Genomic DNA, 21,985 nt, shown 5'->3' with positions numbered 1-21,985 from the left:
GACAAACCCCGATATTGCTCACTTACCTTTGATTCCTTTATGAGGGAAGCCATAGTTGCCTGAATTCCAGACGATCAACAAAGCTAGCACTAACAGAACAAGTAAGGTCCACGGGAACGAGCTGGCACCAAGTGTTTCAAGTAATATCCCGCCAATAATGCCCCCGGCTGCAATGGCTAAATTCCATAAGGTAACAAGAATCGACTGAGCAACGTCTGCACCTTCCCCGGCAGATTCGGCCAATGCAGTTTGAAGTAGGGCAGCGGCACCGCCGAAGGTTAGCCCCCATAAGATCACGGCAAGAAAAACAAAGACAGGAAGAGTACCGATAACACCAAGTATGAGAGAGGCGAATGTAAATAGGGCAAGACTTATCAGTACCAACGAACGTAACATTTTGTCAATTAACAGCCCTGTCATCCATATTCCAAGCAACGACGCCACACCAAAGGCTAACAACACAAGATCAATCCTGGTAGCAAGCCCCGCCTGTGTCACAAAAGGCAATACATAGGTATAAAGAATACTGTGAGCCAGTACCCAACAAACAAGAACGCTTAATACCGGTCGTACTCCTGGGATCATGATAACTTTTTTGATCGGTATACGTTTTTCGGCAGTCCGTCCTGGGTAGTCAGGGACTTTCAACATGACCCATGCGATAACGACCAATGTTAGAATAGACATCAAACCAAAAGTTGTACGCCAGCCAACAATTCCACCAATGAACGTTCCTAATGGCACGCCAAGAGAGAGTGCCAGTGGTGCCCCGACACCGGCTACAGCCAATGCACGTCCTTTTAAATGATCGGGTACCATCCGTCGGGCATAGCCGACCAACATTCCCCAGATTAAGCCGCCTGCCATGCCTGAAAGAAGTCTGGCCGCAAGTGCCACTATATAGTTAGACGTTAACGCGGTGAGCGTATTAAAGACTAACAAACCCGTAAGTGCCATCAAGAGTAATCGGCGACGGCGCCAACCTTGTGTTGCTGTCGTCAGTGGAATCGCAGCGACAAGTGAGCCAATTGCGTAGAGTGTAACGAATTGACCAGCTAATGCTTCAGAAACGGCCAAGCTGTCACTTATTTGGGATAGAATGCCCGCCGGGAATGTCTCTGTGAGAAGTGCAAGGAATCCCGTCATTGCTAACGCGAGTAGAGCAACGAAAGGAAAATTGGTACTGCCCGCATGAGTGGCAGTTTTTTCTTTAATCATGGAACCCCCCTTAAATAATTTTCATTGTGTTGTTTGCAGAAGCAATCAACTCAAGAATCGAGCTAATTCGTTAACACCTGATTCCTTAAGTACCTCGAAATGATCAACGTTAAGATTGATATTTTCTGGGGGATGTTTTAGGTAGGGTGTTGCTTCTTCGATAAAAGAAACGGCATCGTCACGTGCATTAAACACCGTAATTGGCGCCTTGATTATTCGTTCTTGCAGTTCTGTTGCTGAATATTTCTGTCCGTAGGTTTGAATAACTATCCTGGCAATTCGAACAATTAACGTAGGGGCCAGAGTTGGGTAGTGCTTATGAACAAAAGAGACAAAGCTTTGCTCATCGATAACGTTAGCCAGGCATTCATTCAACGCTGAACTGTGAGAAGTGCCCGCAAATACAGAGAATAATAGTGATATCAACTCATTGTTTTGGTAAGTAGACCCGTTTTCTGTTCCCGTGGAATTAACGTGATATTTTATCTTCGAGAGCCCTGGAGCGATTAGAACCACCTTTTCGACATGTTCTCCGGCTCGTTCTAATTGGTAAGCCGCTTCGAAAGCCAATACAGAGCCAAAAGAATATCCCCATAGCGTGTATGGGCCAGTAGGTTGTAATTTTTTGATTTCTGTTATGTCTTGAATCACCATTTCGGCTATGGTGGAGTATGGAACCTCTCCTTCATTAATTCCGTAAGCTTGGATGCCATAAAATGATCGATCAGTGCAGATCTGTGTAGCCAGCAGGTGTAAATTCATTGGGTATCCACCCAATCCTGGCCAGCAAAAGACAGGTAATCCAGCATCTTTTTCCTGTAAACAGGCCAATCGTGAAGATAATCTGGTTACTTCACCTTCAACGATTTTTGCCAATTGTTTAACCGTTGCGGCCTCAAATAGAGTATGGAGAGGTAGCGATAACGCAAATTCTTCATTTAAACGTTGTATCAGATGGACGGCTATCAGAGAATTGCCACCTAAAGCAAAGAAGTCATCTTCGGTAGATATGCTTTCTCGCGTTAGCACTTCTTCCCATATCTTTACGATCTGTGTTTCTGTCGAGGTGCTTGGGAGTACCTGTGGACTGTGTGATACTGTGCTGACCAGTACTTGTAATGTGTCGAAATCGATTTTTCCACTGGAAGTTAGCGGCATGGTATCCAGGAACAAAAATCTGTCAGGTAACATATAGTCCGGTAATGTTTTGCTAAGTTCACTCCGCAGAATTGAAGTAATGTCATACTTTGCTTGCTGGCGTATTGTTTCATCGGCTAATTCAATACAGGCGGTTAATCGTGTCGAACGGTGTTGAGGGTCTTTTTCTGCCAAAATTGCAGCGTGTTTCACTTGATCGATAACCTCTATTGCATTTTTTATTTCTTCTAATTCGACCCGCATCCCTCTCACTTTAATTTGATTATCTTTCCGACCAGCAAAGTGGGCATTACCCTCTTTATCCCAATAAGCCAGGTCTCCGGTTCTATAAAGCCGGATTTTTTGCGTATTTGGTGGTATTGCAATTTCAAGAAAGTGCTTTTCTGTGAGATCCTGACGATTCAGATATCCTCTTGCGACTTGAGTGCCCGCAATATAAATCTCTCCAATTTCATATTCTGAGGCGAGCTGATAGTGGTGATCGAGAATAAAAAATTCCGTATTGGATACCGGCTTACCAATAGGGACTGAATTAACTTCGTCAGATATTGGGTAGTGATTAACAAGGAAAACTGAAGCATTAATTGTACATTCCGCCGGGCCATACATATTAATCAGTAGACAGTTTGGTAGTGTATGGATACATTGAGTGGCGAGTTTTCTTGATAGGCTCTCTGCTCCGATGAATATTTGCCGAAGGGTGTGGCATTCCCGGAATTGATGATTATCGATCAGTGCTTGTAATAGCGTGGGAACACACTGTAACGTGGTCACATTGTGGCGAATAATCAGGTCAATGAGTTGGGGAATATTCCTGTGTGTTCCAGATGAGCTAATAACAACCCGACTACCACAACTGACTGATAATATTTCCCATTGAGCAGCATCAAAGCTGATGGGCGTTTTCTGAATAATTGTTTTTTCAATATTTAAATCGCATTTTTCATTTAACCAACACATTTGGTTAACGATACTGCGGTGCTCAATCATTACACCTTTCGGTTTCCCTGTACTTCCAGAGGTATAAATGACATAAGCCAAGTTATCCGGGCTAAGGTAGTCATGGAGGGTGTTGTTGGTAATGGCACTGGATTCAAATGATTTCTCTACGTCTTCAAGAGTCACGATATGGATATTTTCTGCAACCAACCTGACCAATTTTTCCTTTAATTTTTCTTGGGTAAATATCATTTTCAGATTGCTATCGTGGATCATGTAACGAAGTCGTTCCTCTGGATAATCATGAGACAATGGCAGATATGCACCACCGGCAAAAAGAGTTCCCCAAACTCCGATCATCTGCTCAATCGACGGTTCAACAAATATACCGACGCAATCACCCGCTAAACATCCCAGGTTTTGCAGATAGCAGGCCAGATGTACACTGCCAATTGCCATTTCCAAATAACTGAGTCGCTCTTCACCGTGAATGACTGCTGTAGCCCAGGGAGTTGATCTGACGTGTGAAAAGAGTAATCCCGGTAGGCACTCTTTTCGTTGAAAACTCGCTGGTAACTTAATGTTGTTTAACGTTATCCAATTTTCATTTGCCGGTTGAGCGCTGGAGATATCGTATTTTCGATACTGTCCTGTTTTTAATATATTGCGCCATTTTATTATTGGGAGAGTTGATTGCATCTTATTTTATACCTTTATTTAAGGAGAGAAGCCAAAAGGAGAGCGTATCGGCTTCTTCTTTAACTAGCTGATATTCCTGTGGAATAAAATTAAAATATTCCAACTTAGGAAAATCATTTCCTGGTCTTATAAATCCTTCCTTTAAGAAGGGGCTATTCAATATTATTAACTATCATGTTTGTTCTTTTTCCACTCTGACGTTTATTTATTAAATACTTGGGATAAATTATCTTTATCGACTTGATGATTCTTGTATTTAGCAAACCTGAGTTATCTGTTTTTTTATTAATAAATATGTAGATATAAGATAATTTCTCCTAACGCCTATACTACTTGCTACCATAGACCAGTGAACAGTAGGATGATGTTCAAAACACTTATGACCAATCTGTCAGCAATGGGGGAAATATGGATAGTTTGGGGTCATTGAACGTGTTCGTTCGGGCTGCTGATGCCCGTAGCTTCACAGTTGCAGGTCAACAACTTGGCATCTCTTCGTCGGCGGTTAGTAAGGCTATTGTTCGGTTAGAAGAGCGTCTGGGAATACGCCTTTTCCATCGATCTACGCGAACCGTCACATTAACGCCTGAAGGGACATTATTCTTTGAACGGTGCAAGCGAATCCTTGATGAGGTTGAGGCTGCTGAAACTGAACTATCCCAGATGCAGAAAATGCCAAGTGGAAAGTTAAAGATTAGCCTACCGTCAGTTGGTATGCTGTTTATGCCGAAATTTGCTGCTTTTAATCGCCTTTATCCAGAGATTAAACTTGATATAAGTTGCTCAGATCGAATAGTGGATGTTATTGAAGAGGGATTTGATGCTGTACTCCGAACCGGTGATCCACGTGATTCCAGATTAATGTCTAGGATGCTAGGTTCTTACCGTCAGGTTATTGTCGGCTCTCCTGCCTATTTTGCGGCCGCAGGTTTTCCAGAAGAACCCGAAGATCTTGTTAGCCATCCGTGCTTATTATATCGCTTTCCAACAAATGGGAAATTAAACGCATGGCCTTTGAATCGTGATGGTAAGAAAATTGAGCTTAACTTACCGTGCAATATGGTGACGGATAGTTTAGAACCGCAAGTCTGTTTTGCCGAGCATGGTCTTGGGATAGCTTGTGTACCGAATATTGCTGTTTACCGACAGTTGAAAGAAGGTTCTTTGGTCACTGTTTTGGATAAATATAACGAAAGTTCCACAATTTTTCGTATACTTTGGCCATCAAGTCGTCATTTATCCCCTAAGGTCAGAGTATTTGTAGATTTTATGGCGGAGAACCTCTTACCTTTTTAAATAAGTTCTGCAAAGTGGTCTAGTATTATAGATACGTAAAGTGAAAATTTACTTTTGGGATTGGCGCATATATCGTGCGCTCCAATAACGTTATAGAAGAAAAAGATAGAAGAGAAAGTTGTATTAAAACGCAGTAAGCCATCTTAAACAACATAAGGAGAGTATCTAACATGTTAGTGCGTAAATCGTTGTTGGCCCTGTTTGCAACTACTTCCCTAACTGCCGCAGGTATTGCTTATGCAGGCCCGCCTGTAACAGTTACATTTAAGCATCTTGGTGCGTCTGGCAGCGCGGATGCTGTTTATACCATGATTACTAACAATGAATCCGGTACATACGTAAATGCAACACCTAAACCTAGTTCAAGCGTAGGGCCAGGGGGCGTCGATAATTATCAGGTTCAAAGCCCGCTTTCACCTGACGTAAACTATGCGATGGTGCGATATAAGATAGGGTTTAAAACCTGCGAATTTATGACCACTTTTGTGAACGCATATTCTAATGGCATTAAAATTCCGAAGTGGAATAAGGGAGCAACGCCGAGTGGTGGTGCTGTTTGTAATGCAACCATCACCTATACTAATTATGTGACCTACGCATGGTCAGTTGAATTTACTATGAAGTAGTGAACAGTGAGTCAGATTATTCTATACCCGTCATCTTTCAAGTTGCCTCTTTGTTGGCGGCACTCGCTCACCCCGGTCACATAGTTACCTATGCTCCCGGGGATTCTCTCCCTTGCCGTCGCGATGCATCTTGAAATCCATAGGGTATATACCCGTCATCTTTCAAGTTGCCTCTTTGTTGGCGGCACTCGCTCACCCCGGTCACATAGTTACCTATGCTCCCGGGGATTCACTCCCTTGCCGTCGCGATCCATCTTGAAATCCATAGGGTATATATCATTTTTTTCTGATTTAGTGATTGCTATTCAACTGGCTATTGTGATTTTTAATGGCCGATCGGATTTTAATACGAAACAGCGTTCCCTCGTTATCTATTATATCGGCTATATAATCGCAGATATTAATTTTCTTTGAAGTGAACATATATGCATAGTAGGATCTCGCTCTATTGCTATGACTTATGTGAATTTTAGATTATCTGTCCGTTATATTTTTTATCTTGAATTTTATGTTGATTATATAATTGCTAACCACTACTATTAGGAGGGTTTTTTCTTTACTGTATGCTTAGTGTAAATAACACAATATATGCGCTATGTTAGCACTAGGTTAAAAATAAAAAAACATACAGCAATTTAATTTGTTATTATAAATTAATGGTGAATGTTTATTTTTTTTAGTTTTTATTTTCTTTGTTCTTTTATTGACGCACTATTGGTTCTACACTATTTTTAAAGTTAGAAAGTGTTTTAATTTTTTATAAGTTTATGGATTATGATAGTTGAATATGGATGTTCAGTAAATTAGTTGAGTTTTTAGGTGTAATATGAACTTCTATATTTATAACTTGGTATGAATTTAATTTTATAAGGAATAATATATTATGATTGATCAAAACAATTCTAATAATATAGTTACCCCTAATGTGACGATTTCTGATGTAACTGTATCCTCCATTCAAATTGCTCCGGAAATAGCCAGAAACAATGTTCATGTAATCATTGTTGATGATAAAGGGACTTCACAGGATTTTCTTCTAGATAACTCTGATGGTGGTTATCAAGGGAGTGGTAGTTTAATAGCTTTGATTCTTGCACACCTTAATTCGAAAAAAGTGACTATTAGAACTACCGGGTATGAATATAAGAAACATGGATATATCAACGGAGTATTAATTAAGGAGGATAAGGGAACAGGCGGTGGTACAGGAGGTGGTACAGGAGGCGGTACAGGAGGTAGTACAGGCGGTGGAACAGGAGGTAGTACAGGCGGCGGAACAGGAGGTAATACAGGCGGCGGAACCGGGGGATGATAAGGACGGTAGACATTAGGAATGATAGGAGTGAGAATTCTTATAGAAAATATTATTCGCTATTATTTACGTTAAAGGTATTAAAAGCCTATTCCATTATGTTATTTTATTTGCCATTTTAGATTTGGATAGTGTTCAAGCTTTTTGCAAAATAACGTCTATTAGGGTAAATAGTGAATTGGAATTAATTATAAATAAAAACCCTGATGTTCAGTCTTCAGGGTTTTTACTTTTTAATAACTAAAGATACACTAAGTTTTAGGCACAGTGTTTTAATATTTCTGATCAGATTTTTCTAGTGTTTTTTATCTGCTTGTTGACAGTAAAAATGATCCTATTAATTGAATAAAGAATACTATATATTATATACCCGTCATCTTTCAAGTTGCTTCTTTGTTGGCTGCACTCGCTCACCCCAGTCACATAGTTACCTATGCTCCCGGGGATTCACTCCCTTGCCGTCGCGATCCATCTTGAAATCCATAGGGTATAGTTATGATTTGTATGGAAATATTTTTGTTTTTTAATTATATTAATTAGTTTATTTATCGTGAATTAATAAATTTGAATAGATTTTATTGTCATTTAATAAAGTTATTATCCGAAATCACTTATGTTGATATATGTGGAAATTTTTTCTTCATGTCTAGTGAATAAAACTAGGTTAGCCAATAGTTATCTGGAAAATCCTTATTTTGTTTTTTGATCTATTAGGGTGTTAGCGAATTAAAATAGTATAAGAGTTAAATGGTCAATAAAATATTGACCATTAGGGAATGCTATCAATAAGGTTATTAGAGGCTCTCGGTTATTGCCTATGATCTAAGAAGTACTTTAATTCAGGTAGATTACCATTTTCTCTAAATCTAGCAGGCGTGGTATTAAAGTGCTTTTTGAAGATCCGGGTAAATGTTGCCTGAGAACTGAAACCATATTGTAAAGCGATATCAAGGATTGGTAGGTTTTCTTCACGCAGAGATCTTGCTGCTTCGTGTAAACGCCGCTTACGAACATATTCACCCAAGGTATAGCCTTTCACTTCTTTAAACACTCTTTGTAGATGCCACTTTGAATAACCGCTTCTGTCAGCAATGGTCGCTATTTTTATACCTTCGTTACGTTGGAGCTGAGTTTCGAGCCATCCGACAATATCATTTACTACACTTTCTGACATTTTCACCTCCCACTGATGGTGGGCTAGTTGCTAAAATATTAGATTTCGTTAGTTATTTTCATAATGATAATAACTATAGTTATTAATGAGTGTATTTTAAAATAAATCCGGGATATCTATAGGCAAAAAATGCTATTTATAATTGATAATTATTATCATTTATGCAAATTTCCTTTGTTTTAATAATAAGTAGCATCAAATGATCTTCACTAATTTATTCAAAACAGTATCATCGTTCGTCATTTAATTTAATGGAGGTTGTAATGCAATCGGACTTGGCTTTTTTAACTAAAAAGTTGGCATTTTTTGTTCTTTATGCTCTGATTTTAGCCATGGTCATAGGCTTACTCTTTATTGATGTTATCTATTTGCAGAATGCAGTGAAGGAGAACTCATTAACTGAAATTGCTCAGGAAAGTATACTGTTTGTTATTTCTGCTATATTTCTGTTGGAAGCAAAAAAGAATAGTCAATTACGTCCTGCATTAGTCTTGATATCAGGTTTTTTTGCTTGTTTATTGATAAGAGAGCTGGATGCTATATTTGATGAGATATTTCATGGTGCCTGGGCGTGGATTGCTATTCCGTTAGCGCTAATTTGTATTTTTTACTCAGCTTATAAAGGCAGGGATACGTTGGCTGGGCTTGTTCATTTTACGCGCCATCAAAGTTACAGCATGATGGTTGCAGGTATTTTGTGTGTACTCGTTTTTTCCCGTTTGTTTGGTATGGGAGAATTATGGAAAGGTTTGATGCTCGAACATTTTGATCGAACAGCAAAAAATATGGTTGAGGAAGGGTGTGAACTTCTGGGTTATTGCTTGTGCTTGATTTCAACTTTTTGGTATTTGCCTGATGCAATAAAATTTCGGAAATAAAGAGTAAGACAGGCAAGCGATTGAAATAATTTGCCTGTCGAATTTACTGTTACTGCCTCAAATAAATCTGAGGTTGTTGAGTCTCAGGATGGCGGGTAATGCCAAGATCTGCTTGATACCATTTTTTCAGAGTATGATCATTCAGCACTTCTTCTGGTGTACCCGCAGCGACTAACTTTCCTTTATGTAATAGAAAGATTTTGTCTGCATAGAGAGCGGCAAGATTTAAATCATGTAGAACACAGCACATAGCCATGGGTTGTTCCCGTGTCAGTCGGTAAAGCAGACGCAAAGTGTGTTGCTGATGGTAGAGATCCAAGGCTGATGTTGGTTCGTCAAGAAACAAGCAGCATTCTATTGGTGTTGGATGCCAAAGTTGAGCAAGGACACGAGCGAGTTGTACTCTTTGCTGCTCACCACCGGAGAGTTGCCGGTAGTCGCGGTGACGTAACTCATGGCAATCCGTTTGTTCAATAACGGTATCAATTGCTGTCTGTTTATGATGCATACCATGAGGAGAGCGCCCCATAGCGATCACTTCTTCTACACTGAAAGGGAAAGAGAGTGAGCTATGTTGACGCATGACGGCACGAGTGCGGGCTAATTGTTCAGCTGGCCATTGCTCAATAGGTATTCCGTGTAAATAACATTGCCCATGCTCAGGTTTTATATATCCCGTTAATAGCCGCAATAATGTGGATTTCCCCGCGCCATTTGGCCCAATGATGGCGACAATCTCGCCTTTATTTACCGAGAGCGAAACATTATCAATAATTTTTTGGTTGCCAATTGAATAGCTTAAATTCTGTGCTTGCAGAGAAATATTATTTTTTATGGCATCCATTAGGTGCGGCTCCCTGGCCCTGGTTGTTTGAGTATCAACCATAGAAAATATGGACCGCCGATTAAACCAGTAATTAGGCCAACGGGTATTTCTGCTGGTGAGACTAATGTTCTTGCCAGTGTATCTGCGGTAAGCAGAAGAGAAGCTCCGCCTAAAGCAGCACCGGGAAGTAGCCAATTATGATCACCACCAAATCGCATTCTGATCAAATGTGGGATAACTAGCCCAACAAATCCAATAACACCACTTAATGCAACAGCGCTGCCAATAAGTAGGGCGCTGAGTAGTAATAACTGGAATTTAGTGCGTTGGACATTTATACCAAGATAGTGGGCCTCTTCATCTCCTAATTGCAGCAGATTCAGTTTACGGGCCTGGCTGAATGTTAGGATAATAGCGGGAATAATTAAAGAAGCTGTAATTGCCAACGTCGGCCACTCTATCTGGCTGAGTGAACCCATCATCCATAAAGAGAATTGTCGTAGCTGTTGATCGTCACTGATATAGCTCAGGACACCAATAGCAGACATACAAAGGGCATTGATAGCAATCCCGGCGAGTAATAAGCGGGCCAGATTTCCGTAGTTATATTTATTGAGTGAAAAAATCAGTAATGAAATTAACAGGCTGCCAATAAAAGCGGCGATAATATGTCCGTACACAGCGATGACAGATGGCAGGCTAACTGGCAGAACAATTGCCATTGCAACCATCAATGCGGCTCCACTGCTAATACCTAGTAGGCCAGGATCAGCGAGTGGATTGCGAAATAACCCTTGCATTACAGCCCCGGAAGTCGCTAAAGCACAGCCAACCAGTATGGCTAATAGCACTCTTGGTAATCTGATATTCAGCCAGATTTGCCACTGGGGTTCACTAATGGAAGATTCCCATAATGTCTTGAAAGATAATGATAATGCGCCAATGTTAGCAGAACCAATAGCCAACCCGGACAGTAACAAACAAAGAAACGCCAAGCCCAAACCCGGAGACTTCATACGGCTCATTGAGTCTTCTCCGCCGCCTGTCTGAGTTGTTTCATCACTGAGGGGGTTTCGAGGCCAAAACCGAGTAGCCCCATATCATCTACAATTAAAACCCGTTTTTTTTGACCGGCAGGGGTGTGTTTCAATCCGGGTAATTGCCAGATTTTATCCAAACCGCCCATTGATTTAATACCATCCTCCGTCACTAATAACAGATCTGGTGCGCTGGCAATAACACCTTCCTGGGAAAGTGGGCGGTAATTGTTGAAACCTTGCATGGCATTAGTGGCACCAACAGCGCGAATCATTTTGTCCGCTGCGGTTTTTTGGCCGGCAGCCATTGGCATGATACCTCCGTGACTCATCACAAACAGAATACGGGTCGGCAAGGTAGTTGTTGGTATTTCTGTCAGTGCTTTTTGATATTGTTGAATCAATTGTGCACCACGTTCAGTTTGATTGACCGCCTTAGCGACGGCCTTAATTTTTTCAGGAACGGCTTCTAACGCTGCTTTTCCGGTTATCTGAATTACTTCTACACCAGAATCTTGGAGCTGCTTAAGTGCCAGTGAAGGTTTTGCCAACTCACTGGTTAGCACCAGTGTTGGATTCATAGAGAGAATACCTTCAGGGTTAAGCATTCTCATATAGCCGACATCGGGTAAGGCAAGCAATTCGGTTGGTTTCTGGCTGGTGCTGTCTCTGGCGACAACTTTTTCACCTGCACCAAGTGCAAAAACAATTTCAGATACATCGCCACCGATAGTGACGATCCGTTCAGTGGAAAAAGCACTGAACGATACCGCAAGGACAAATGTCAGAAGCCATTGTTTCATGCTACACGCTCTTCCTGTATTGATTGCAGTTTTGGCAGAGCAGCCACTTGCTCATACCACTGAGTTTGTTCAGGAGTGCCTTCTGTACGCTGACCAAACAGTTGAGCAATCTGATTGCCATTAGCATCAAATAGCTCAAGGCTGGTGACAAAACCCTCCTCTGTTGGTTTACGGGTTACCCAGCTTTCAGCAATAGCACTCTCTATTAAATGTAGTGTGAAATTGCGGTTAAAGATATTAATCCATTTCTGATCTGAGTTTTCTTCCTGATGTGGCATCAGACGTTCCAGCTTTCCGGTGAAAATTTGTACGCAACCATGATTACTGACGAAGATCATGATTTCATTCTGATCGTTATAAGCGGTGTTGATAAGTTTATTCAGTGCAGAATTTTCTACCTTGTAAGCCAGATCATCATGTACTGCGTTGAAAACCTGTTGACGGCTCAGATTATGGTTTTTAAGTAACGTGAAGAATTGATGAACGTTAGTCATTGCTCGCCATTCTTCATCAAGCTGTGCTTTCAGTTCATTTGTTAGAGTTGAATAGGTGATTTCTTCTATAGGTTTGATGATCAGTGGGGGGTTGTCTTCTGCCTGATATTTTTCGATCAGCGCTTCCCAAGCTGTCATATTAGTATTACCTGTTGCATAAACTTTATGCAATGCGTCACCCTGATGATCAAAAAATTGAATGCTGTGGCGCACACCATTTTTTGCGGGTTCAACCAGATAAAATATACTACTCCAGTGTCCAAAGAATATCCGCAAGTCGAGTTCACGAGGGTTCAAGACCAGCCCTGCGTGGCTGCTGAAATGGGTATTTTCATACCGGCCAATGTGTTCATGAACAGCAAAATCATTGCGGGTGATCGCCTTAATTTCACCAACAACAGCTAACTCTTCCAGTAAAGTTGGGGCGTCAACATTGAGGCGTTTGGCATCGATACCAACGCGGCTATGTAATAACTCACCTTCACTGACATTCAGATAGGCTGCCAGATCACGGGCATATTTGGCTTTGTTATCAGATTTGGCTTGTAGATAACGTTCATAAAGTGAAGAATTCACAATTTAACTCCTTGAAATACATTTATTTAATTACCACTGGTAACTGACGAACAGTTTGGCGTTGCGACCATCCTGCGGTGTTCCCTGTGGTGAGTAGTATTCTTTATCAAAAGCATTGCCTAAAACTGCTGTAGTAGTCACACCTTTGAGCATTCCTTCACCTTGATAGCTGACATAGAAATCATTAACGCCATAGCCTGCTTGTTGTTTAGGATCTCTACCTCTGGCATCTTTACCTTTGAAGTCAGTATGCTTGGTGAATTGACCTACCCAGCCGACAGAGAAACCGGTTTGTGCAATAGGGATTTCCAGTATGCTGGTGATAGTATCTGGGCTGAGGTTATCAAGAGATCCACCGCTTTTTTCATCTTTACCTTCTGTGCGGTTGTAAGCCAGTTCCCAAGAGAACAGATTGGATTCATAGTTTATGGAAGCATCCCATCCCCAAATCTTGGCGCTAGATATATTAACAGATGTTGTGTTCCTTCCTTGGTTGACTATATCTGACTTAATATAATCTTTGGCTTGAGTATCAAAGTAACTCGCTTTAAATTTCAGCTCGTCGTTATCTGCTAGTAGATCATTGAAACGTAATCCAAAACCAGACTCCCACGTTTCGTTGCTTTCTGGACGAAGATTTGGATTAGGGGTCCAGAAGTTTCCAGGATAGTGCATAGAATCGTTATACATTTCTCCCATTGTCGGTGCACGGAAAGCTTGAGCGTAAGAGGTAAACAGCATCGACCAGTCAGTTGGTGTGATACTGATAGCACCTTTGGAAGACCATTTATCGGCGCTGACAGCCTCATCTTTAGAATTGTTTCCTTTATAGTTGTCATAGCGCGTACCCGCGACAATAGAGACTGGCAGGTCGCGCAGCGTTATCTCATCTTGTAACCAGCCGGAATAAAAGCGGATATCCGCGTCAGGAAAGCTATCTGTATTACCGTCTGGAGTCTGTTTCTGTTTGTAAGTTTCACCACCGTAGGTAAATTGATGTGCCAGCGGGCTGTCTGTCCACAGGCGGGAGCGGTTTTCCAATTTTACGCCATAGGTTTTCTGTTTACGGCCTTCGAAACCTTTCTCCTTAGTACGAGCATTAATAGTGATATCGGAATAATAGAGATCAGTTTTGGCATTTAACCAATCATATTCTGCTGGATTTAATTGGTAGCTGAGTTGGGCATCACGTTGAGTTGTTGTGCGATCAGTCCAAGTGCTAGGATTTTTATTTTTTCCGGTGAGTGTTTGTGGATTTTTAGGTTGATTAGCCTCATTACGGTAATAGCGTAATTGACTGCTCAGGGACTGGTTGTCATCAATTTTCCAACTGCCTTTTGCCATTAGATTACTGATAAATTCATCATTATCGCCAACCACACCACCACCGTGACGGATGTTACCTGAATCACGGGTACTGAAGGCAAATAGACCATCCAGGGATTCCGATTTTGCGAACGTTGCACCACCAAAGCCCATACTATGGTCACCCGTTGCACCGCGGGCAAAAACGCGGAATCCGTGATCTTGACCCGCTTGCAGAAGATCGGCGGCATCGACAGTTTGATAAGCGATCACACCGCCTAAGGCACCACTGCCGTAGAGTAGGGCGGAAGGGCCGCGTACAACTTCGACTTGTTTAATGAGTGCTGGGTCCAGGAACGTGCCATTGATATGACCGGTATCGGTACCTTGGCGAATACCGTCAATCAACGTCAAAACACCTTTTGGACCATAACCACGCAGACTAACATCTTGCCCATTAGCACGGTTTGTACCGGCTATATTAATGCCGGGTATTTTTTTGATGAGATCGTTAGCATTACCGGCTGTCTGACTTTGTGGTGACTGACTATTTATCACAGTGACCATCATGGGAGCTTCAAAACTATCCCTTTCATTACCTGTTGCATAAACAGTTATCACCTCGCGGGATGATTTATCACTGTCGGCATCGGATGATTTTGTTGCTGCATAAACAGCCGGAATACTACTGATAATTGCCAAGCTTAATGCTGATAGTTTGAGTGTTGATCTTGCAGATTGAGACATCAGGCGAATCTCCATAATAATATTTTATGAGTTATGGATATAGCTGGCTGCCCCGATACGCGATCCGGGTGGCTGGCTGAGTTATTATTTTATTTAGTTAGTATCAGCTTACCGGCTTTACTGCCTATCCCAATAGGGCTATTTTATTTGCCCTTCTTTGCCATAAAGAGCGAACCTGGGCAGTGCTCAAAATCCTCACGTACTACGTGTACGCTCCGGTTTTTCCGCGCTGTCCGTGTTCAAACTGCCTGCAACAATTACGCCTATTGAGATAGGCTCTTAGTTTGGCGCAATTGGTAGAATTCTCCTTGGTGACGAATTCTGGTAATTCCTAGCTCACCTAATAGTTGTTTACTGTCAATGTAGCCAATTTCTACAATTTCAGCAGGATAGATGTTGCATTGTTTTTCAAATGTAATACAAGAATGTTGGTGACATATTTTAGTCATAAAACCACTTTGCGAATACTAACTATTATCATAGTGAGAATTATTATCGTTATATAAAGGGGTGACTTCAAGCAATATTTTTGGTGGTCAGGAGCAACACATTAATGAAATTTAATTAATGTGTTGTCAGTTAGCCTCTTATGAATGCAAAAGGCTAACTCGGAATAAGGATTCAGAAACGGTAACTTACTGCTTCGGCAAGAATGTCAATAAGCTGTTCTGTATCTTGCCAGTTTAGACAAGGATCTGTGATCGATTGACCGTAATTTAGCGGTTGTCCCTGAATGACTTGCTGGGTGCCTTCAACCAGAAAACTTTCAACCATCACACCGACAATAGCGGAAGAACCCGCTTGAATCTGGTGGCCCACCTCTTTTGCTATAGTCAGTTGGCGTTTATGGATTTTTTGACAATTACCATGACTGAAATCGATAACTAAATGTTCTGGTAAATTAAATTCACGTAGTTGAGTACAAGCTGTAGCAATATCTTTGGCACTGTAATTAGGCTGTTTGCCTCCACGCATAATAATGTGGCCGTATGGGTTGCCTTCGGTTTGATAGATGGTCATCTGACCGTGCTTATCTGGCGAAAGAAATGTGTGACAGACACTGGCTGCACGGATTGCATCTATGGCGATACGGATGTTGCCATCCGTTCCATTTTTAAAGCCAACTGGACAGGAGAGGGAGGATGCCATTTCTCGGTGAATCTGGCTTTCTGTTGTTCTGGCTCCGATCGCGCCCCAACTGATCAGATCGGCAATATATTGGCCGGTCACCATATCCAGAAATTCGGTTGCCGTAGGTAAACCCAACTCATTGACGTCAACCAATAATTTCCGGGCCAAAGTAATGCCCCGATTTACCTGGCAAGAACCGTCGAGATAGGGATCTGAAATTAAACCTTTCCAGCCCACCACTGTGCGTGGTTTCTCAAAATAGGTGCGCATGATAATTTCCAGTCTGTGCTGGTATTTTTCACGCAATCTGTTCAGTCGCTGAGCATAATCTAAAGCGGCATCAATATCATGAATAGAGCAAGGACCGATGATTACCATAAGCCGTGGATCGTTCCCGCAGAGAATATCGGCAATACGTTTCCGTGACGCTGTCACATTGTTGACGATTTTTTCGGATACAGGAAATTGAATTGCAAGAGTTTGAGGTGTGACCAAACTATCGACACGGTGAGTCCTTAAACCATCTGTTTTGTACATATATTTTCTCAAAGTTCGTTTCACATTAGCAGGCATATCTATAGATAATTGAAATTACAATAAACGAAAACGACTAAGTTAAACAAATGATATAATTAGTCATATGATAAATTTTTTTCCATTATTCCTATTGATATATTTTTAAAACATTCGTCGGTTTAGCTTCATCATGTCGATTATTTTGGTTGAGATTTCTTCAACAGAATAATTGGTGGTGTTAAGATAATTAATCTTATTCTTACGGAATAAAGCTTCAACTTCGGAAATTTCTATTCTACATTGCCTCAATGATGCATAACGGCTATTTTCTCGACGTTCTTCTCTAATAGCGGCCAGCCGTTCAGGGCTTATAGTTAACCCGAATAACTTATGTTGAAATTGTTTTAATGTCGCAGGTAATTGTAAATTGTCCATATCATCCGCAGTAAAAGGATAATTTGCAGCCTGAATACCAAATTGCATGGCTAAATAGAGGCTAGTGGGTGTTTTCCCACAGCGGGATACGCCCAACAGGATAACCTGTGCCTGGTCAAGATTACGTAAAGAGATACCATCATCATGTGCCAGGGCATAATCAATAGCAGCGATACGCGCATCGTACTGGCTGAGATTTTTCTCAGTCAGACCGTGAGTGCGATTAAGTTCGGGTTTGGGTTCCAACCCGGTTTCTTGCTGTAATGGGGCGACCAGTGTTTGTACAATGTCCTGACAAAATCCTTCGCTGCTGGTAATAATATTTTTCACTCCAGAAGAGATAATGGAATAGAAAACTAAAGGTCTTATACGCGTATCTTGATATATCTGATTTATTTGTTGCTTTATTTCTTCTGCGCGGGTTTCACTGGCAACAAAAGGAAGAGTATAAGAAGTTATTTTGATGGGGAATTGTGATAAGACAGCATGGCCTAATACTTCTGCGGTAATTGCTGTGCCATCTGAAATAAAAAAGACAGTGCGTTCAACACCTTCAACACTATTACGACCATTACGTTTCGCTGATGTTTCTAATCTGAGTTTTGCCATGATATTTATAGTGACCTTTTATCTTTCCAATCGTTTAGTTAAATGAAACCGAGTATCGATTTTCTGCAAAGTATACCTAAGAAAAAAATAATGTGTTGGGTTGATCGATTCACCTTTCTATGTGTGCGAAAACATTGTGTTAGTCTATTTATGACTGCGCTATGCAGTGCCAATTTTTCCGATTTGTACCCAAATGCTAAAAGGATTGTTTTAATGCCCAATAATGACCTCACCCTGCGTAATGTGCTTTGGTATAACCAATTAGGTATGCATGATATTGACCGGGTTGGTGGTAAAAACGCCTCCCTGGGAGAAATGATCACTCACCTGTCAGAGTTGGGGGTTTCTGTCCCGAATGGTTTCGCCACGACAGCACAGGCATTTAATGATTTCTTGGAACAAAGTGGTGTCAATCAGCGTATTTATGACTTGCTGGATGAAACGGATGTTGATGATGTCAATCAACTGGCTAAAGCAGGTGCACAAATTCGCCAATGGGTGATTGATACACCATTTACGCCACAACTAGAAAAAGATATTCAGGATGCTTATCAACAGTTGTCTGAAGGAGAGCCTGAAGCCTCTTTTGCTGTACGTTCTTCGGCAACGGCTGAAGATATGCCTGATGCCTCTTTTGCCGGGCAGCAGGAAACCTTTCTAAACGTGCAAGGCATTGATGCTGTGATGGTTGCCATCAAACATGTGTTTGCTTCATTATTTAATGATCGCGCTATTTCCTATCGTGTCCATCAGGGATATGACCATCGGGGGGTTGCATTATCAGCGGGTGTACAACGTATGGTGCGTTCTGATCTCGCCTCTTCCGGTGTGATGTTCACTATTGATACTGAATCAGGGTTTGATCAGGTTGTTTTTATTACCTCTGCTTACGGATTGGGTGAGATGGTTGTTCAGGGCGCTGTGAATCCGGATGAGTTCTATGTTCATAAATCAACCCTGAATAAGGGTAAACCAGCGATTGTGCGCCGCAATCTGGGTTCTAAAAAACTGCATATGATCTATGCTGACAATAAAGAACATGGCAAGCAGGTACGCATCGAAGATGTACCCGCATCACAACGCAATCGTTTCTCTTTAGCTGATGAAGAAGTTGAGGCATTGGCGCGTCAGGCGTTACTAATTGAAAAACATTATGGCCGACCCATGGATATTGAATGGGCTAAAGATGGTCATAACGGCAAGTTATACATTGTTCAGGCGCGTCCTGAGACTGTCCGCTCAAACCAGCAGGTTATGGAGCGTTACCAACTGAATGAACCAGGTCAGGTATTGGTGGAAGGACGTGCCATAGGCCATCGTATTGGTGCAGGTCGAGTAAAAGTCATTCACAACTTGAATGAAATGGATCGCATCCAACCGGGTGATGTTCTGGTTACTGATATGACCGATCCGGATTGGGAACCTATTATGAAAAAAGCTGCTGCGATTGTGACTAACCGCGGTGGCCGGACCTGTCATGCAGCGATTATTGCCCGTGAATTGGGCATTCCCGCGGTTGTTGGATGCGGTGATGCAACGGAACGTTTGAAAGAGAATCAGTCGGTGACAGTTTCCTGTGCGGAAGGTGATACGGGTTTTGTTTATCAGAATCAACTGAATTTTACTGTACAAAGTTCTCAAGTCGATCAGTTACCGGAGCTTGATGTAAAAATTATGCTAAACGTCGGCAATCCAGATCGTGCATTTGATTTTGCCCGTTTGCCGAATGATGGCGTAGGTCTTGCTCGTTTGGAGTTTATTATTAATCGGATGATTGGTGTACATCCCCGTGCATTACTGGAGTTTGATCAGCAAACTCCTGAGTTGCAGCAAGAGATAAAATCGCTGATGGTAGGTTATGACAACCCGGTTGAGTTCTATGTTGGGCGCTTGACGGAGGGGATTGCCACTCTAGCGGCTGCATTCTGGCCGAAACGGGTTATTGTCCGTTTGTCTGATTTTAAATCCAATGAATATGCTAATCTGGTTGGTGGTGACATTTATGAACCTGATGAAGAGAACCCTATGCTAGGTTTCCGTGGTGCAGGGCGTTATGTTTCTGACAGTTTCCGTCGCTGTTTTGCATTGGAGTGCGAAGCCGTTAAACGTGTACGTAATGATATGGAGTTGACCAACGTTGAAATTATGATCCCGTTCGTTCGTACGGTAGCGCAGGCTGAAGCAGTGATTGCTGAACTGGCATCCCAAGGGTTGAAGCGCGGTGAAAACGGATTGAAAGTCATTATGATGTGCGAGATTCCGTCCAACGCAATTCTGGCAGAACAGTTCCTTGAACATTTTGATGGCTTCTCTATTGGTTCTAATGATATGACTCAACTGACTCTTGGTTTGGATCGGGATTCTGGGGTGGTATCTGAACTATTTGATGAACGTAATGATGCGGTCAAGGCTCTGCTCTCATTGGCTATTCAAGCGGCTAAGCGTCAAAACAAGTATGTGGGAATTTGTGGTCAGGGGCCTTCAGACCATCAGGATTTTGCTCATTGGCTGATGGAAGAAGGGATTGATAGCCTGTCATTAAATCCAGATACCGTTGTAAAAACTTGGTTAGGATTAGCGAAAGTGAATTAATTGAGAATAATACTCAATTGAAATTAAGGTCCGTCAAAATAATGGCGGGCTTTTTAACAACTAGAGTCGTTAATTATCGTTCTATGGGAAAGTATAAAAATAGTGAAAAAAAAAGCCTATCATGGGCGTGATAGGCAAGGACTACACACAGCAATATTAGGTGTTTCTAACAAGTAGAACCATCAAAAGGAGAAATAAACGTCTCGTTCATAGCCCACTTATATTAATTTAGTTAAATCGTTTATTCATTAAGAATTGTCCTAATTTACGTATTATTTACGGCTATAATGAGCCAGATTTAACTATTTTTTAACAATTTATTTACAATAATGATATTTAATAAATCAGCACCTCAGAAAAGTGATAAGTTTTATTAAAATTATGCTTTAGCGAAAGAGCTAACTCTCTTTCGCTATATAAGTCAGAATTAATTATCATACAAATTTATTCTGAAAATTTCTGTTCCAGATATTTTTCAGTTTCGGCTAAATCATTTTTAGGTTCTGGGACTTCATTCATCCATGCGATGAATAAACGATAAGCAACTGCTAATACAACGGGGCCGATAAATAAGCCAATCATGCCAAATGAGAGTATTCCACCAATAACGCCTATTAATATCAGCGCCATAGGTAAATCTGCGCCCAGACGGATTAAAAATGGGCGAAGAAACCCATCCATTGTCGTTACGATACCGCTCCAGACCAGTAGCACGGTTCCCCAGGTTGTATCACCTGTCCAATAAAGCCAGGCAACAGCGGGAACTAAAATCAGTAATGGACCGAGTTGAGCGACACAACAGACAAACATGAGTACTGTCAGCAACGTAGCATAAGGAATGCCTGAAACAGCCAAGCCAAGACCACCGATAATGGCTTGAACCAATGCGGTAACCACCACTCCAAGCGCTACGGCACGGATGGATTGTGCTGCCAACAGGATGGCGGCATCTCCGCGTTTATTTGCCAGGCGAATGGCAAAATGGCGAATGCTCATCGTCACCTGCTCGCCTTTTAGATATAAGAGCACGCTGAATAGCACCATCAAACCGAGATGGAATACGAAACGCCCGGCATTTGCTGCTTGAGTAAAGAACCAGGTTGCGGCTTCTCCAACATAAGGCTGGACTTTAGCTATCAGAACATTTCCACCATCAGTAATGAGTGAGTTCCAACCGCTGTATAGTTTATCTCCAACCAGAGGAATATTATTCAGCCAGGTCATTGTCGGTATCTGAAAATGAGCGGGGGATTTAGCCCACTGGATTAGTGGCGCACTGTTTTCCAATAAACTACTGACCAGTAATGCGATAGGGATCACAAATAATAGAATTAGCAGTAGCGTCATGATGGAGACTGCAATCCAGCGTTTACCCCATAAACTGCTCTGTAGTTTTTCTAATAATGGCCAGGTGGCGATAACAACCATGCCGGCCCAGACAAAACCGAAGATAAAGGGCTTTATCACCCAAAAGCTGGTAACAATTAACAGTGACAGGAAAATTAAAGTAAATAATAGTTTTGGTAAATCATAATGCGGTTGAGATTTGTCCATAAGTTAATTTCTCTCAGGGAGTTAGTGGCGCTAAGGTGCTAAAGATAATGAATATACCCT

General features: G+C 41.6%; 18 protein-coding genes. 5 read left to right on the top strand and 13 right to left on the bottom strand.

Translation table 11 applies throughout. The features are described from left to right. Positions 1–18 precede the first annotated feature (18 nt). Both ACGF49_RS05625 and ACGF49_RS05620 read right to left on the bottom strand, forming a co-directional pair. Complete coding sequence (locus ACGF49_RS05625; RefSeq protein WP_011146865.1) at positions 19–1,218, bottom strand: MFS transporter; 1,200 nt, start codon at positions 1,216–1,218, stop codon at positions 19–21. A 45-nt stretch (positions 1,219–1,263) separates the two neighbouring features. Continuing rightward, complete coding sequence (locus tag ACGF49_RS05620) at positions 1,264–4,014, bottom strand: amino acid adenylation domain-containing protein (RefSeq protein WP_113040988.1); 2,751 nt, start codon at positions 4,012–4,014, stop codon at positions 1,264–1,266. A gap of 408 nt (positions 4,015–4,422) precedes the next feature. Here ACGF49_RS05620 and ACGF49_RS05615 point away from each other — a divergent pair, with 408 nt between their 5' ends. From ACGF49_RS05615 to ACGF49_RS05605, 3 genes are all read left to right on the top strand, one after another. Then, positions 4,423–5,310: a LysR family transcriptional regulator gene (locus ACGF49_RS05615; RefSeq protein ID WP_113040987.1), complete on the top strand. Its 888-nt coding sequence runs from the start codon at positions 4,423–4,425 to the stop codon at positions 5,308–5,310. A gap of 170 nt (positions 5,311–5,480) precedes the next feature. Then, positions 5,481–5,936, top strand: coding sequence for a hypothetical protein (locus ACGF49_RS05610; RefSeq protein ID WP_113025418.1), 456 nt, complete (start codon positions 5,481–5,483; stop codon positions 5,934–5,936). 883 nt (positions 5,937–6,819) lie between these two features. Further along, entirely contained in the window at positions 6,820–7,248 is a 429-nt protein-coding gene (locus tag ACGF49_RS05605) for a hypothetical protein (RefSeq protein WP_262978605.1), read from the top strand. A gap of 285 nt (positions 7,249–7,533) precedes the next feature. Here ACGF49_RS05605 and ACGF49_RS05600 read toward each other — a convergent pair whose 3' ends face one another. Beyond that, positions 7,534–7,671, bottom strand: a complete 138-nt coding sequence (locus tag ACGF49_RS05600; RefSeq protein ID WP_158536475.1) for a hypothetical protein — start codon at positions 7,669–7,671, stop codon at positions 7,534–7,536. A gap of 385 nt (positions 7,672–8,056) precedes the next feature. Next, positions 8,057–8,422, bottom strand: a complete 366-nt coding sequence (locus ACGF49_RS05595; RefSeq protein ID WP_113040986.1) for a helix-turn-helix domain-containing protein — start codon at positions 8,420–8,422, stop codon at positions 8,057–8,059. Positions 8,423–8,685: 263 nt separating this feature from the next. Here ACGF49_RS05595 and ACGF49_RS05590 point away from each other — a divergent pair, with 263 nt between their 5' ends. Next, the gene (locus ACGF49_RS05590; RefSeq protein ID WP_113040985.1) at positions 8,686–9,300 is read left to right on the top strand and encodes a hypothetical protein; all 615 of its coding nucleotides are present in this window, start codon (positions 8,686–8,688) and stop codon (positions 9,298–9,300) included. A gap of 49 nt (positions 9,301–9,349) precedes the next feature. Here the strand turns inward: ACGF49_RS05590 and ACGF49_RS05585 are convergent, their stop codons facing one another. From ACGF49_RS05585 to ACGF49_RS05550, 8 genes are all read right to left on the bottom strand, one after another. Next, positions 9,350–10,144, bottom strand: coding sequence for a heme ABC transporter ATP-binding protein (locus ACGF49_RS05585; RefSeq protein ID WP_113040984.1), 795 nt, complete (start codon positions 10,142–10,144; stop codon positions 9,350–9,352). Continuing rightward, complete coding sequence (locus ACGF49_RS05580; RefSeq protein ID WP_113040983.1) at positions 10,144–11,151, bottom strand: iron ABC transporter permease; 1,008 nt, start codon at positions 11,149–11,151, stop codon at positions 10,144–10,146. The genes ACGF49_RS05585 and ACGF49_RS05580 overlap by 1 nt, the downstream gene beginning before the upstream one ends. Continuing rightward, complete coding sequence (locus ACGF49_RS05575) at positions 11,148–11,966, bottom strand: hemin ABC transporter substrate-binding protein (RefSeq protein WP_113040982.1); 819 nt, start codon at positions 11,964–11,966, stop codon at positions 11,148–11,150. Before ACGF49_RS05575 ends, ACGF49_RS05580 begins: the two co-directional genes overlap by 4 nt. After that, complete coding sequence (locus ACGF49_RS05570) at positions 11,963–13,036, bottom strand: hemin-degrading factor (RefSeq protein ID WP_113040981.1); 1,074 nt, start codon at positions 13,034–13,036, stop codon at positions 11,963–11,965. The genes ACGF49_RS05575 and ACGF49_RS05570 overlap by 4 nt, the downstream gene beginning before the upstream one ends. Before the next feature lie 30 nt (positions 13,037–13,066). After that, complete coding sequence (locus ACGF49_RS05565) at positions 13,067–15,088, bottom strand: TonB-dependent hemoglobin/transferrin/lactoferrin family receptor (protein ID WP_113040980.1); 2,022 nt, start codon at positions 15,086–15,088, stop codon at positions 13,067–13,069. A 263-nt stretch (positions 15,089–15,351) separates the two neighbouring features. After that, positions 15,352–15,537 (bottom strand): hemin uptake protein HemP, encoded by a 186-nt coding sequence (gene hemP, locus ACGF49_RS05560; protein ID WP_113040979.1) that lies wholly within the window; start codon positions 15,535–15,537, stop codon positions 15,352–15,354. Positions 15,538–15,709: 172 nt separating this feature from the next. Further along, positions 15,710–16,756: a 3-deoxy-7-phosphoheptulonate synthase gene (locus tag ACGF49_RS05555; protein WP_113040978.1), complete on the bottom strand. Its 1,047-nt coding sequence runs from the start codon at positions 16,754–16,756 to the stop codon at positions 15,710–15,712. A 141-nt stretch (positions 16,757–16,897) separates the two neighbouring features. Next, entirely contained in the window at positions 16,898–17,779 is an 882-nt protein-coding gene (locus ACGF49_RS05550) for a pyruvate, water dikinase regulatory protein (protein WP_113040977.1), read from the bottom strand. Positions 17,780–17,992: 213 nt separating this feature from the next. On the opposite strand from ACGF49_RS05550, the gene ppsA reads away from it, so the two are divergent. Further along, the gene (gene ppsA / locus ACGF49_RS05545) at positions 17,993–20,371 is read left to right on the top strand and encodes a phosphoenolpyruvate synthase (protein WP_113040976.1); all 2,379 of its coding nucleotides are present in this window, start codon (positions 17,993–17,995) and stop codon (positions 20,369–20,371) included. Positions 20,372–20,815: 444 nt separating this feature from the next. Here ppsA and ydiK read toward each other — a convergent pair whose 3' ends face one another. Beyond that, positions 20,816–21,925 carry an AI-2E family transporter YdiK gene (gene ydiK / locus ACGF49_RS05540; RefSeq protein ID WP_387490023.1) on the bottom strand — a complete coding sequence of 370 codons (1,110 nt, stop codon included), beginning with the start codon at positions 21,923–21,925 and terminating at the stop codon, positions 20,816–20,818. Between the last annotated feature and the right edge of the window lie 60 nt (positions 21,926–21,985).

Origin of the sequence: Photorhabdus sp. RM96S (genome assembly GCF_042879335.1) — a bacterium.
Classification (GTDB): domain Bacteria; phylum Pseudomonadota; class Gammaproteobacteria; order Enterobacterales; family Enterobacteriaceae; genus Photorhabdus; species Photorhabdus kayaii.
Note: the sequence above shows the minus strand (reverse complement) of the source record. Positions and strands in the feature narration are given on the sequence as shown.